The organism is Pseudomonas sp. NY15354, from assembly GCF_048068075.1.
Taxonomy (GTDB): Bacteria; Pseudomonadota; Gammaproteobacteria; order Pseudomonadales; family Pseudomonadaceae; genus Aquipseudomonas; species Aquipseudomonas guariconensis_C.
In genome coordinates, this window is the sequence record NZ_JBLUPV010000017.1 from 17,657 (window position 1) to 30,930 (window position 13,274).

15 protein-coding genes are annotated in these 13,274 nt (G+C 63.3%); 4 read left to right on the forward strand and 11 right to left on the reverse strand.

From position 1 onward, the window contains the following. Positions 1-21: 21 nt before the first annotated feature. The 8 genes from ACNFCH_RS16580 to ACNFCH_RS16615 form a co-directional block, all read right to left on the reverse strand. Complete coding sequence (locus ACNFCH_RS16580; protein WP_196161894.1) at positions 22-762, reverse strand: hypothetical protein; 741 nt, start codon at positions 760-762, stop codon at positions 22-24. A gap of 32 nt (positions 763-794) precedes the next feature. Beyond that, the gene (locus ACNFCH_RS16585; protein ID WP_337159515.1) at positions 795-1,475 is read right to left on the reverse strand and encodes a C39 family peptidase; all 681 of its coding nucleotides are present in this window, start codon (positions 1,473-1,475) and stop codon (positions 795-797) included. Between the two features lie 64 nt (positions 1,476-1,539). Next, positions 1,540-3,027, reverse strand: coding sequence for a heme utilization protein (locus ACNFCH_RS16590; protein ID WP_337159514.1), 1,488 nt, complete (start codon positions 3,025-3,027; stop codon positions 1,540-1,542). Positions 3,028-3,076: 49 nt separating this feature from the next. Then, entirely contained in the window at positions 3,077-3,649 is a 573-nt protein-coding gene (locus ACNFCH_RS16595; RefSeq protein WP_337159513.1) for an adhesin, read from the reverse strand. 1 nt (position 3,650) lies between these two features. Beyond that, a complete protein-coding gene (locus tag ACNFCH_RS16600) occupies positions 3,651-4,088 on the reverse strand; it encodes a hypothetical protein (protein WP_337159512.1) in 438 nt (145 codons plus the stop codon). Between the two features lie 298 nt (positions 4,089-4,386). Beyond that, positions 4,387-4,938, reverse strand: a complete 552-nt coding sequence (locus ACNFCH_RS16605) for an AAA family ATPase (RefSeq protein WP_416743136.1) — start codon at positions 4,936-4,938, stop codon at positions 4,387-4,389. Continuing rightward, positions 4,935-5,501, reverse strand: a complete 567-nt coding sequence (gene pnuC / locus ACNFCH_RS16610; RefSeq protein ID WP_337159510.1) for a nicotinamide riboside transporter PnuC — start codon at positions 5,499-5,501, stop codon at positions 4,935-4,937. The genes ACNFCH_RS16605 and pnuC overlap by 4 nt, the downstream gene beginning before the upstream one ends. Positions 5,502-5,629: 128 nt before the next feature. Beyond that, entirely contained in the window at positions 5,630-7,264 is a 1,635-nt protein-coding gene (locus ACNFCH_RS16615; protein ID WP_416743137.1) for a methyl-accepting chemotaxis protein, read from the reverse strand. A gap of 300 nt (positions 7,265-7,564) precedes the next feature. On the opposite strand from ACNFCH_RS16615, the gene ACNFCH_RS16620 reads away from it, so the two are divergent. Both ACNFCH_RS16620 and ACNFCH_RS16625 read left to right on the forward strand, forming a co-directional pair. Beyond that, entirely contained in the window at positions 7,565-8,395 is an 831-nt protein-coding gene (locus tag ACNFCH_RS16620) for an undecaprenyl-diphosphate phosphatase (RefSeq protein WP_416743138.1), read from the forward strand. A 1-nt stretch (position 8,396) separates the two neighbouring features. After that, positions 8,397-8,849 carry a DUF1294 domain-containing protein gene (locus ACNFCH_RS16625; protein ID WP_416743139.1) on the forward strand — a complete coding sequence of 151 codons (453 nt, stop codon included), beginning with the start codon at positions 8,397-8,399 and terminating at the stop codon, positions 8,847-8,849. A gap of 38 nt (positions 8,850-8,887) precedes the next feature. Here the strand turns inward: ACNFCH_RS16625 and ACNFCH_RS16630 are convergent, their stop codons facing one another. After that, positions 8,888-9,250, reverse strand: a complete 363-nt coding sequence (locus ACNFCH_RS16630; protein ID WP_416743140.1) for an MmcQ/YjbR family DNA-binding protein — start codon at positions 9,248-9,250, stop codon at positions 8,888-8,890. Beyond that, entirely contained in the window at positions 9,243-10,145 is a 903-nt protein-coding gene (locus ACNFCH_RS16635; RefSeq protein WP_416743141.1) for a LysR substrate-binding domain-containing protein, read from the reverse strand. Before ACNFCH_RS16635 ends, ACNFCH_RS16630 begins: the two co-directional genes overlap by 8 nt. A gap of 134 nt (positions 10,146-10,279) precedes the next feature. Here ACNFCH_RS16635 and ACNFCH_RS16640 point away from each other — a divergent pair, with 134 nt between their 5' ends. Both ACNFCH_RS16640 and ACNFCH_RS16645 read left to right on the forward strand, forming a co-directional pair. Continuing rightward, positions 10,280-10,891: an FMN-dependent NADH-azoreductase gene (locus ACNFCH_RS16640; protein WP_337159505.1), complete on the forward strand. Its 612-nt coding sequence runs from the start codon at positions 10,280-10,282 to the stop codon at positions 10,889-10,891. A 132-nt stretch (positions 10,892-11,023) separates the two neighbouring features. Beyond that, positions 11,024-12,082, forward strand: coding sequence for an alpha/beta hydrolase family protein (locus ACNFCH_RS16645; protein WP_416743142.1), 1,059 nt, complete (start codon positions 11,024-11,026; stop codon positions 12,080-12,082). Here the strand turns inward: ACNFCH_RS16645 and ACNFCH_RS16650 are convergent. Next, positions 12,032-13,210 carry an MFS transporter gene (locus ACNFCH_RS16650; RefSeq protein WP_337159503.1) on the reverse strand — a complete coding sequence of 393 codons (1,179 nt, stop codon included), beginning with the start codon at positions 13,208-13,210 and terminating at the stop codon, positions 12,032-12,034. The two genes, ACNFCH_RS16645 and ACNFCH_RS16650, sit on opposite strands and share 51 nt — an antisense overlap. Between the last annotated feature and the right edge of the window lie 64 nt (positions 13,211-13,274).

Sequence of the window (13,274 nt, forward strand, 5' to 3'; positions counted from 1 at the left end):
TTCGATGAGACTGAGCGTAGATCAGTATCCAAGACCACGGAGACCTTTAAGCTGGTCCAGATTGACGTTCATCGATCCGGCCGCAGGTGCCTCTCGCAGCACGACATTGAACGAGGTCAGGTTGCTCACGCGGTTGCTGGAGCCGAGCAAGGTGGTGTTCTGCATCAGGCCGCCCTGGCCAATGCGTTGGAAGGTGTTGCCCTGGTTGTTGTTGGCGACGATGTTCATCTGCACGCCGGTGCCGGAGGAGGAAACTTTCAGCGCCCCCGCGCCGTTGCTGCCGACCAGCGTGGAGCCGTTGGCCAGCGCCTGCCCCAGGGGTGTACCGCTTGGGGCTTTGTCGCCCTTGGTCACGTTGATGGCGACATTGTTGTGGGCAGTGTTGAAGTCACCGGCGGCCCGCACCACCTGGGTCACGCCTTCGGTGGTATTGAGGCCGCTGCCACCGGTGACCGTGCCGGTGCCGCTCTTGGGCTGGGAGGTGCCGGTGCCTTTCTCGTTGATCAGCGACACGTAGAACTGCGGTTTGATGGTCGATTGCTGGATCTGCATCGCGGACGTCGCGCCGATCACCTCGCCGTTGGCGTTTTGCCAGGTGCTGGTCATGACGATGCCGAAGCTGACGATCCGCCCCGGCATCACATAGCGGCCTCGCAGGTTGGCCAGCTCCTGATCCTTGAGCTCGATGGGTTTGAATGTCTCGGCGTGGGTCGGCAGGGCGGCGGCCAGGCAAATGGCGGCCAGCCAGGTTGAAGTCTTCATGGGAGCTCCTGGAGCGTCGTGCCCATTCTTATTTAGAAGAAGTCGCTTTGGATGAAGCCAAAGTCCATCAACTCGGCGTCCTGCACAGGGGTGAAGTTGCTGATGCGGTTCTTGGCGCTCAGCGGCAGCGGCGGGTCGAGCAGGATGTTGTTCTTGTCGTAGCCTTGGCCGATGACGGCGAAGATGATGCCGTTCCAGCCCTTGAGGAAATCTTCGACCTTGAAGCGCTTGTGGCCCAGCACCGGGTCACCGATGTAGACCCAGCCTCTGTCGACCCTCTGCATGACCACGAAGTGCTTGTAGCCGCGAATGTCCATCAGTACGACCACTGGAATGCGGATGCTGTGCAGGGTATCGGGGGCCACCCGATAGCCACGGGCGCGCATGCCGAGGCTTTCCACGTAGCGTTTCATGTCGAGCATCGAGAAGCCCTGCACCCGGACCAGGTCCTGGTCAGCATGGGCGAGCATGCCTTCGATGATCTGTTGTTCGTCGACGTCCAGCCAGTAGGCCTGACGCAGGATGGTCGCCAGCGCCGCGGCGCCGCAACTGAAGTCGGTCTTCTGCTGCACCAGGTCGGCGAACTTGCGTTCGCGAATGCTTTGAATGGGTTTGTAGATGACCGCGCCGCCTGGCAGGACCGACAGCGGCATCTGGGCGGCTTCGCCCACGCTGGTCACGCACAGCAACAACGCCAAGGCGAAAATACGCATGTCCCACGCCCCCTTGCATTTCTGTTGAGAAAGAGGCCCCCCGCAGGGGGCCTCCAGGTCGCAGTTACATCGAGGTGTTGGAGATGGCCAGCGAGTTGCTTTGCTGGTTGCCCACACCTGCTGCCACGTTGACGCCCAGGTTGCCGCTGCCGCCATTGACCGAACCACTGAGGGTTGCGGTGTTGGTCACAGGGTTGGCCCAGCCGGTCGGGGTCAGCACTTGGAACGACACGGTGTTGCTCAGTGCGTACTCGCTAGACTCGCTGTAGCTCTTCGAGATGGTGTCCGAAGATTGCGAGGCTTTCTCGCCAGCTTTCTCGTAGGCCGAGGCGTTCGCTTTCTCCCATGCCGACTCGCGCGACTTGTCATACGAAGAGTCGCGAGCTTTCTCGTAAGAGGAGTCGCGGGTGCGGTCATACGAGGAGCTGAACGACTTGTCGAACGACGAATCGAAGGCCTTGTCGAACGACGACTCATGCGACCGGTCGCGCGAGGTATCGACGTTCACATCGAGGTTGGCGTTGAGCGAGCCATCGAAGCTTTCGCTACGAGTCCGCACGAATGGGCCGAACGTGCTGGTCGTGGTGGCATCGGCACTGGCCGAAGCGTCCAGCGAGGCGTTCAACGAAGCGCTCGATGACGAGCTCGAACTCGAGTTGTGCGAGCCACTGGCATTCCAGCTGTTGGAACCGTTGGCAGCCATGTTGTTCGAGCCGCTGGCGCTGCTGCTGTGGGATCCACTGGCGGTCATGCTGCTCGAGCCGCTGGCACTGCTGCTGTGAGAGCCGCTGGCACTGCTGCTGTGGGACCCAGACTCGCTGAAGCTGGAGCTGGAGCTCTTGTCGATGCTGGAGTCGAACGTGCCACTACTGGAGGACGAGCCGCTCTTCGACGTGGTGTAGGTCAGCGTATCCACCCGATAGGTGCGGTCTGCCTTGTTGATGACGGTCAGGCCTGGGCCGTTCTGGTTGGCGGTGGCAGAGGCAGTGGAGTTACCCATTGGCGCACTGTTGTTGGCAATGGCCATGGTATTTTTCTGCTGGTTAAGGTCGCCACCAGCGATGTTGATACCCACGTTGCCGCTGCTGCCGTCGGCCGAGCCGCTCATGACGGCAGAGCTTTGAGTGGACCAGTTCTTGACCACGTTGTTGTTGCTGCGCTGATCGACACTGGCGGTTGCCATGGATTCGCCGAAGACGAAGCTGTTGTCGAGCGCGGAGTTGTCGGACGCGGTGTTGGCAATGGCCGCCGCGTTGTCTTGTTGGTTGCCGTTACCGGCCGCTACGTTGATCCCGACGTTGCCGCTCGCGCCGCCGGCGGAGCTGCTCATTTCTGCTTCGTTGACGGTGCCTTCATTGAGGATGAAGTTATTGGTACTTCGTTGCGTATCTTCAGCATTGGCAGTGGAGCTGGTGTAGATGGGTTTTGGTGGAGGATTGTGGTGGCCGTTATGGCCATGTCCACGCCGATCGTTCTGATCCGCTTGTGCAGCAACAGCCATGACCGCAGCAATTGCGAAAACCAGAGGCTTGAGTGCCATCGAGGGTTTCATGGTGTTTCTCCATCTTTTTTAGGTTAAGTGTTGTTCTCACCTGTTTGGGTCAATTGGCGACCCGGACGCTCAGGGTGTTTGCCGTCTGGTTTCCCACCCCGGCGCTCTGATTCAACTGAATGACCCCACGGCTACCGGTGAAGGCCTGATCACCGGTGGTGACCTGGCGATAGCCGGGAGAGGCATCGGTTGGATCGGAGCTGTTGATCAACGCAACGTTCTGCTGTAGCAGGACGCTGTCGTCGATGGCTTGCGGATGTGCACTGATGCTGATCCTCAGTGCGTTGGCTTGCTGCGAGCTGGCGCCTGCGCTCTGGTTCACGCCCAGTGCACCGCTGCCATGGCTGAAGGCGTTGCCCTGGATGCTCGCGCGGGCCCCCATGTTGGGGTCAACCACCGTCTGCAGGCGTTGGCGGATCTGCGTGTTCGCGCTGGCCTCGTGGCCATAGGCGAAGGCCCTTGCGTTGGCTTGCTGCTGCAAGTCGCCCGCCGCCTGGTTGAGACTGAAGTTGCCTTGGTATTGGGCGCCTGAATTGTCGATGCTGGCGTCGTTGATCACTGGAGGTTGGGCCAAGGCCGATGCACTGCAAAACGCGGTAAGGATTAACAGCGTCTGCCTCATCTCATTTGCCTCCGGTCAGGATCTGCAGGGGCGCAAGGCCGCGTTGGACGCTTGAATTGACCATGTTGGAGATGCCGTTGCCCGAACCGGTGCCACGGCCAGCGGCCATGTTGGGCAGTTGGTTCTGGTTGCTGATGGCACCGCCCAGGTTGGTGGTCTGCTGGGTGACCAGCGAGGAAATGCCCGTGCCGCTGGTGATGCTGGCGAAGTCGCCGTCACTGAGCTCGTTGGTCTGCCTCAGGATGTGCGCAGACGGGTTGGCATTGGCGGTGGTGGGGTTGGGGTCTGGGGCGACAGGGGTACGGATGGCCATGCGGGGCTGGACATCGCGGGTGATCACGATGATGCCGTTGTCGGCCTGGACCGGCAGGCTCAGGCATGAGCCGAGTACGCAACCGACCAGCAAGGGGTGAATCAGGCCTTTATCGAATTTCCTCACGATGGCAATTCCTTCTTTTGAGCGCTGGCCCTGGACAGCGTTGCCCTGATGAGAGCAGAAGGTGTGCCGTTTTTTGATTTTCCCGTTAAATCAAAGCGTTGGAGAATCTAGCTACGGGGGTTTGGATTTTGTTGTATCAAGGGTGAGACGGATTTTCAGTCGAGCGCGGCCTGACCCTGCATCGGCGTTGCTCGAAGAGGCTTTTTTCACAAGTGTTTCACGTGTTTGACACTACCCCCAAAACTGGTGAAAAGCCCATGAAACCAGGGGCTATCGCCCCCGAGGGTGTGTCAGGCCCTTAACACTCGGTGGGGCAAGTGGGGGATTTTCCATCCAGCAGGCATTGAACCGCATTCAGGGCTGCCGTGCTTCGTTGAGACCACTCTCCGCCAATGATCTGCACCGGTTGGCGATGGCGTTCCAGCCACGCCAGACTGTCGTCGAAGAACCGTTGGCGATCGTTCAGATCTGGCTGGCTGCGCTGGCCATCATCTACCCAGCCGACGTCTTGGGGACTGAGCAACAAGTGCAAGTCGTACCGACGTGCAAGCAAGGCCTGTTCCAGCCAGGACGGACAGTCATCGAACAGGGCATGGCTCCACAGCATGTTGCTGAGCAGGTGGGTGTCGAGGATCAGCAGCTCCGGCGCCAACTGACGGGCCTGGTCTTCCCAGGCCAGTTGGCCCTGGGCGATGGTGGGGATGTCGGCGTAACAGGTGTCGCGCTGTTGCTGATCGATGAAGTGGCGCACGTACTCGCTGACGACCACCCCCCCGAAATGCGCCTGGATCTCACCACTGAGCCAGCTCTTGCCGCTGGACTCCGGCCCGCATAGCACCAGGACCTTCATGTCGCCACCAGCGCCGGGTCGCGTCGCCATTCCAGCCAGCCGCGCACGGCAATCAGGGTGAACAGGGCATAGAGCGCAGCGGTCAGGTACAGGTCCTTATAAAGGAACAGGCCGACGAAGATCACGTCCAGCACCACCCACAGCGCCCAGCATTGCAGGCGTTTCTGCGCCATCCACCACTGCGCCACCAGACTGAAACCCGTCAGTGCGGCGTCCAGCCAGGGCTGGGCGGCGTCGGTCCAGTGCGCCATCGCTGCGCCCAGACCCAGGCTTGCCAACAGGCCGATTCCAAGCCCTGTGAACATAGGCCCTGGGGCGAGGCTGGAAACCTGGCGGGCGTCCTCGACCCGCTCCGGGCGCGTCCATTGCCACCAGCCGTACAGCTGCAGCACGGCATAGACCACTTGCAGGAGCATGTCGGAATACAGCTTCACCTCGTAGAAGATCCAGCTGTAGAGCAGCACCATTACCAGGCCGATCGGCCAGCACCACGGATTCTGCTTGACCGTGAGCCACACGGCGATGACGCCGAGCACGGCGGCGAAGAGTTCGAGGCCGGACATCGGCGATCCTTGGGAGTGGGGAAGGGCGCGATTGTAGCCTGTGGGGCGGGGAAGCTGTAGTGGCTGTTCGCGGGCAGCCCCGCTCCTACGGTGGGAGCGGGGTCACCCGTGAACAAATCGTTGAGCTGTCAGACCTTGAACTGGCGCAGCAACTGTTCCAGGTCCTCGCTCAGGCGTGCCAGGGAGGCACCCGCATCGCTGGACTGGCGGGCCGCCTCGGCGGTCTGCTGGGACAGCCCGGCGGTGTCGAGGACGTTGCGATTGATCTCTTCGACCACGTGGGCTTGCTGCAAGGTGGCACTGGCGATCGACGCGTTGAGCGCGGTGAGGTTGTTCAGCGCCTGGCTGATGGCATCCAGGCTGGTGCCTGCCTCGCGGGCTTGATGGACGGTCTGACGCGAGGCCTCGCTGCTGGTGTCGATGGCCTTGACGGCCGCTTCCGACTGGCCTTGCAGGTGCTCGATCATGGTCTGGATCTCGGCGGTCGACTGGGCCGTGCGCTGAGCCAGCAGCCGCACTTCGTCGGCGACCACGGCAAAGCCACGGCCCTGTTCACCGGCACGGGCGGCCTCGATGGCGGCATTGAGGGCGAGCAGGTTGGTCTGCTCGGCGATCGAGCGGATCACTTCCAGCACCCCGCCGATCCGCGTGCTGTGCCCCGCTAGCTCGCGGATCACCTGCACCGCCTGGTCGATGGTGCTGGACAGCCGGTCGATCTGCTGCAGGCTGCCATGGATGGCCTGCTGCCCATGATCGACCTGCACCTGTGCTGCGTGCATCTCGTTGGCGGCTTGTTCGGCGGTCTTGGCCACGTCCTGAACCGCGTAGGTGACCTCGTTGACAGCCGTGGCCACCTGGTCCATCTGCAGCGACTGCTGGATGCTGCGCGCCTGGGCCTGGCCTGCGTTGTCGCCGACGTGGCTGGCGGACTGGGCCAGCGCATGGGCAGCGCCTTGCAGTTGGCCGACCACTCCCTGCAGCTTGCCGTTGAAGCGATTGAAGTGCTCGCCCAGGTGCGTGAGCTCGTCACGGCCATGGGTATCCAGGCGCCGGGTCAGGTCGCTTTCACCGCTGGCGATGTTGCCCATGGCTTGCACGGCGTCCTGCAACGGGCGAGCAATGCTGCGGGCGATCAACAGCACCAGCAGGGCCATCAGCACGGCGATGCCCAGGCCGAGCAGGGAGGCATCGCGCACCTGGCGGGCGAACTCGGCCTGAACGTCGTCGATATAGACGCCTGAGCCGATGATCCAGCCCCAGGGCTTGAACAGTTGGATGTAGGAGGTCTTGGCCACCGGCTCGCTGGCGCCGGGTTTGGGCCAGCGGTAGTCGACCGAGCCTGCGCCCTGGCTGCGGGCGAGGGCGACCATCTCATTGAACACGGCAAAGCCGTCGGGGTCGCGGATGGCGGAAAGGTCCTGGCCATCGAGCTTGGGGTTGGCCGGATGCATGATCATCTTCGGCCCCAGATCGTTGATCCAGAAATAGTCGTCCTTGTCGTAGCGCAGCCCCCGCACCACCTGCAGCGCTTGCTGTTGGGCCGCCTCGCGACTGAGTGTGCCAGCAGCTTCCAGGCCTTGGTAATAGGACAGCACCCCGGCGGCAGTCTGCACCACGTGCTGGGTCTTCTGCGCCTTGGCCAGGTACAGGTCACCATGAAGCTGGCGCAGCATCAGCAGGCCCAGGATCACCAGCATGGCCATCGCCACCAGCAGGATCAGCGACAGGCGTCGACTGATCGACATCGACCTCAAGGTCTTCATGAAAGGTACTCCCGCATTTTTCTTGTTATCAGGCGCATCCAAGCATGCTTTGCCCATCGCGACACACTCGACCAAGGGCTAAGTGCCGCGGCAGGCGTTTCGTGTCGCATACCGCGCGAGCCAATTGACAGGCAGCTCTGATAGGATCTCGGCCGCGCAAGATGAAACCTTTAGGTGTCAGGCTCTTTTCCACTGGAAAGCGGGCCGGCAGTCGCTGTAAAACAGCCGGGCCTTTCGCGGCAATCACATGCAAATCAAGTACAAGGGGCCAGCCAGGAGCTGTGCTCCATCGGGGGAATAATGGATTTTTGGAGTGCCTTGCAGGCAATCATCTTAGGCGTGGTGGAAGGGTTGACGGAGTTCCTGCCGATCTCCAGCACGGGGCACCAGATCATCGTCGCCGACCTGATTGACTTCGGTGGCGAGCGGGCCATGGCGTTCAACATCATCATCCAGCTCGGCGCGATCCTGGCCGTGGTCTGGGAGTTTCGCCGCAAGATCTTCGATGTGGTGCTTGGGTTGCAGAGCCAGCCCCAGGCGCGTCGCTTCACCGCCAACCTGCTGATCGCCTTCTTCCCGGCGGTGGTGCTCGGCGTGCTGTTCGCCGACCTGATCCACGAATACCTGTTCAACCCGATCACCGTGGCCGCAGCCTTGGTGGTTGGCGGGGTGATCATGCTCTGGGCGGAGCGGCGCGATCACCGCATCGAGGTCGACCATGTCGATGACATGCGCTGGAGCCACGCCCTGAAGATCGGCCTGGTCCAGTGCCTGGCGATGATTCCGGGGACTTCGCGTTCGGGCTCGACCATCATCGGCGGCTTGCTGTTTGGCCTGTCGCGAAAGGCCGCGACCGAGTTCTCGTTCTTCCTGGCCATGCCGACCATGGTCGGCGCGGCGGTCTACTCGGGCTACAAGTACCGTGACCTGTTCCAGCCCGGCGATCTGCCGGTGTTCGCCATTGGTTTCGTGGTGTCGTTCATCTTCGCCATGATCGCTGTACGGGGCCTGCTGAAGTTCATCGCCAACCACAGCTATGCGGCATTTGCCTGGTACCGCATCGTTTTCGGTTTGTTGATCCTGGCGACCTGGCAGTTTGGCTGGGTCAACTGGGCCATGGCGCACGGCTGAGATGGCCCGTTCGCAGACTGTACCGCGGCGCGGCGCCAACCGCGCCCAGGAGGGCGTACGCAACCTGCGCCTGAAGTTGCTGGCGCTGGCCGGGCTGTGTCTACTGCCCGCGCTGGGCGCTGCACAGATGGCCATCAGCGGGCAGTCCTGGATTCCGTTGGCGGTCTATCCGTTGGCGAGCCTGGTCAGCCTGTTGCTCTATTGGCAGGACAAACAGCAAGCCCGCACCCAGGCTTGGCGTACGCCCGAGAAGGTCCTGCACGCCAGCGAGCTGTGCGGTGGCTGGCCAGGGGCGCTGGTGGCTCAGCAGCTGTTTCGGCACAAGACACGCAAGGTGTCTTACCAGGCGACGTTCTGGGGCATCGTGATGCTGCACCAGGCGTTCTGGGTCGATCACTGGCTGCTGGATGGCCGCTGGCTGGGCGGTGCGTTCGGTTTCTTGACCGGCAATTGAGAGGGAGGCGGTGATCGCCCGCCCGATCCGCCTCGCCCTCACTCCAGCAAGAGTCCTGCCTGCAGCCGCTTGGGCAACCGCCTCACCACCAATTGGTGTGAGCGCTGCAGCAGGTCACACAACGCGTCGCGCCCCATCGGATACGGTGGGGCCATGCTGATCCAGTGCGCCCGTGCAAGATAAGGCGCCGGGCGTACGCCGGGGTGGTCGCAATAGCCCAGGAACAGCTCATCGGCCACCTTGAACGACAACCCTGCACCGGCCAGGTCCAGCACTGCGAACATCTTGTTACCCGCGACCGAGAACACCCGTACGCCGCCCCATTTGTAGTCCTCCCGGGCACCGGGCAAGGTCAGGCAGAACGCTGCCACCTGTTCCGGTGTCATCTGTCGTTCAGACATACCGCTCTCCACAAGCTTCGAACGAAGCCGCCAGGTGATCGATCCACACCCGCACCGCCGGCAGCAGGCCCCGGCGATGAGGGTAGACCGCCTGCAGCCAGCCGCCAGGCAGCGACCAGTCCGGCAACAGGCGCACCAGTTCGCCGCGTTCGAGTTCCTCTTCGCAGAACATGCTCGGCAGGGCCGTGAACCCCAGGCCTGCACGTACGGCCGCCTTGCGCACCAAGAAGTCGTCCACCGCCAAGCGCGGCTCCAGGGCGAGCTCCTCTTGCCGTCCCCCCGGGCCGATCAGACGCAAGTGCACCAACCGGTCGGCCTCCGCCGCGCCAAGCACAGGCAAACCGGCCAGTTGCGACGGCTCGCGCAAGTGGTCGGCAAAGCCTGGCGCGGCCACCAGGTGAGTTTGCGCCGGGCGCAGGCGGCGAGTGACCAGCGCTGGGTCTTCGTCACCCAGGTCACGCACGCGCAAAGCCACGTCGACCCCTTCGGAAATCAGGTCGCCCCGGCGATTGAGCAGCACCAAGTCCAACTGCACCAAGGGATACTGCTCGAGAAACCGACTGACCACATCCGGCAGGAAGGCATGGGCCAGGGCCACCGGGCACGACACCCGCAAACGCCCGCGCGGCTCGCTGCTCATGCTGGCCACCGCTTCGTCGGCGGCCTCGGCCTCCAGCAACATGGCCTGGCAATGCTGCAGGTAGCGCTCGCCCACGGCAGTGAGCTTCAGTTGCCGGGTGGTGCGCTGTAAAAGGCGTGTGCCCAGGCGTTCTTCCAGCTCGGCGATGCGCCGAGACAGACGCGACTTGGGAATGCCCAACTGGCGGCCCGCGGCGGCGAAACCACCGGCTTCGACCACGCGGGCGAAATAGAAGAGGTCATTGAGGTCTTGCATGGGTAACGTCTCATTGTTCCATCTGTGGGACAAACTAACGCATTTTTACCTGCTTATCAGCCATTCGATGGTTCTATAGGATTCTCTCCATCGCGATCGCCCCTTGATGCGGTCTTCACTCACAGGAGAGTCCCATGAAACTGTTGCATATCGATTCGAGCATCCTGGGCGACAATTCCGCCTCCCGCCAACTGAGCCGCGAAGTCGTCGAAGCCTGGAAAGCTGCAGATCCAAGCATCGAGGTGGTGTACCGCGACCTGGCTGCCGATGCCATCAGCCACTTCTCCGCCGCGACCCTGGTTGCCGCCGGTACCCCGGATGAAATGCGCGACGCTGCCCAGGCCCACGAAGCCAAGCTCAGCGCCGAGACCCTGGAAGAGTTCCTGGCCGCCGATGCGGTCGTGATCGGCGCACCGATGTACAACTTCACGGTGCCGACCCAGCTCAAGGCCTGGATCGACCGCGTCGCTGTCGCCGGCAAGACCTTCCGCTACACCGAAGCTGGCCCTGAAGGCCTGTGCGGTGACAAGAAAGTGGTCCTGGTGTCCACCGCCGGTGGCCTGCACCACGGTCAGCCGACCGGCGTAGGCCATGAGGACTTCCTCAAGGTGTTCCTGGGCTTCATCGGTATCACCGACCTTGAGATCGTTCGCGCCCACGGGCTGGCCTATGGCCCGGAACACCGCAGCAAGGCCATCGACGCCGCCCAGGCCCAGATCGCCAACGAGCTGTTCGCCGCAGCCTGATCGGCACGCGCAAAAAAACCGGCTGACGCTCCAGGCGTCAGCCGGTTTTTTTTCATTCAGGTTTCATCTGCCGGCCGCCTGGCTGGCTTTATGCTGGCACTGTTCTTCGGCCTTGCGCGGAGCTGCCTGCCCATGAAGCGAACCTGTGCACTGTTGGCCCTGGTGTTGCTCGGCGGCTTGCTGGCCCGTGCCGAGGCAGCGCCTTGGGTCAGTGGCCTGCACCGGATGCAGCTGGCCGATCCGCTGGATGCCCGGCCCATGCAGGCACTGGCGTTCTACCCGGCCAATGGCCCGACCCGCTCTGTGCGTCTGGAAGGCTATCCGTTGACCGTGGCGGAGGAAGCGCCGGTCGCCATGGGGCAGTTCCCGTTGCTGGTGTTGTCCCACGGCAACAACGGCAGCCCTCTGGCACTGCACGACCTGGCCACCGCCCTGGCGCGCCGGGGCTTTATCGTCGTGGCCGTGATCCATCCCGGTGACAACAACCGCGACCACAGCCGTCTGGGCACTTTGAGCAATCTCTACGGACGGCCCTTGCAAGTGAGCGCGGCGATCAGCGCTGCCCGTGACGACCACCTGCTCGGCCCCTACCTGAGCGATGGCAAGGTCGGGGTGATCGGGTACTCGGCGGGCGGGGAAACCGCGCTAATTCTCTCCGGTGCGCAGCCGGACCTGGACCGCCTGCACCGGTATTGCCTGGAGCGGCCCAGCGACGCCGATGCGTGCAGGACCCAGGGGGTACTGATCGCCGACCGCGCCGAACTTACGCCCCAGGCCGATGCTCGCGTAGGAGCGGTGATGTTGATGGCGCCGCTGAGCCTGATGTTCGGCCGCCATGCCTTGGCCGGGGTGAGGGTCCCCGCACTGATCTACAGCGGCGATCGGGACCAGTTGCTGGCCGTGGACCGCAATGCCGAAGCCTTGGCGCGCAAGCTGCCGGTAACGCCCGACTATCGCTTGCTGGCCGGTGCCGGCCATTTCGTGTTCATGGCGCCCTGCGACGAGGAGCAGCATGCGCGCATGCCCGCGCTGTGCAAGGATGCCGAAGGCGTCGACCGTCGCCACATTCACCATTCGTTGCAGCGAGAGACAGCGCTGTTCTTCAGCCAGGCCCTGGGGGCACCGCTGCCTGCCGAACGCTCAGTCGCGACGGGCGCGTCGCGCGAGCAGCAGCACAAGACCCACCCCTGACAGCGCCAGCAAGGCGGCCACGCAGAAGATCGACGCATAGCCCTGGCGCACGGCGACCGCCCCCATCACAGGCCCGGCGATGGCCAAGGCCAGGTCGAAGAACACCGCATAGGCGCCCAGGCCTGCGCCGCGACTGCTGCTCGGCACTTGCTGGATCGCTTCCACACCGAGCGCGGGGTACACCAGTGACAGCCCGAACCCCGTCAGGCCTGCGCCGACCAAGGCCCAGGCAGGTGAGGGCGCCAGCCAGAGCAGCGTCAGCCCCAGCACTTCGGTGGCCATGCACGCGATCGCCACGTTGTAGCCGCCAAAGCGGTTGACCGCATTGACGAACAACAGCCGGGACACGATGAAGCACAGGCCGAAGGCACTCAGGCACCAGGCGGCACCGACCCAGCCACGCTCCAGGTAATAGAGGGTGACGAAGGTCGTGAGGGTGCCATAACCGATCGAGGCCAGGGTCAGGCCCAGGCCGAACGGGGCCACCCGCCCGAAGGCGGACCAGAATGGCAGGCGTTCACCCCGCACCACCACGGCGTCCGGGCGCGTGCGCAAGGCCAGCAGCGCAAGCAGCGCCAACAGCAACAAGGCCGGGCCGAGCACGCTGAAATCCAGCCCGTCCACTAGCAGCACGCCGGCCGGCGCGCCAATGGCGATGGCGCCGTAGGATGCGATGCCGTTCCACGAAATCACCTTGGCGGTGTGCTCGCTGCCGACTTGACCGATGCCCCAGCTCAACGTGGCGACGCCGATCAACCCTTGGGCGATGCCCAGCAATATCCGGCCACCGAGCAGCAGGACAAGACTCAGCCAGGGTAGGGCGAGGGTCCAGGCCGAGCACAGCGTCAGCACGCCACAGCCAGCGATGCCGTACAGCCCGTAGCGAATCGCCCGTTTACCCCCCAGGCCATCGGCCACCCGTCCCGCGAACGGACGGCTGAGCAGGGTGGACAGGTATTGCAGGCCAATGGTCAGGCCGGCGATCACGGCGCCAAAGCCAAGCTGGTCATGGACGTAGCTCGGCAGCACCGCGATCGGCAGTCCGATGCACAGAAATGCGATGAAGGTATAGAAGACGATCGAGAGGATCTGCAGGGTGATGCTGGAGGCGGGTTGTTGCGCGGTCATGGGCACGTTCGCGGGCAGGCGGTGGGGCGTGGCCCATCATGGCGTTTGCGCGGCATAAATGAAA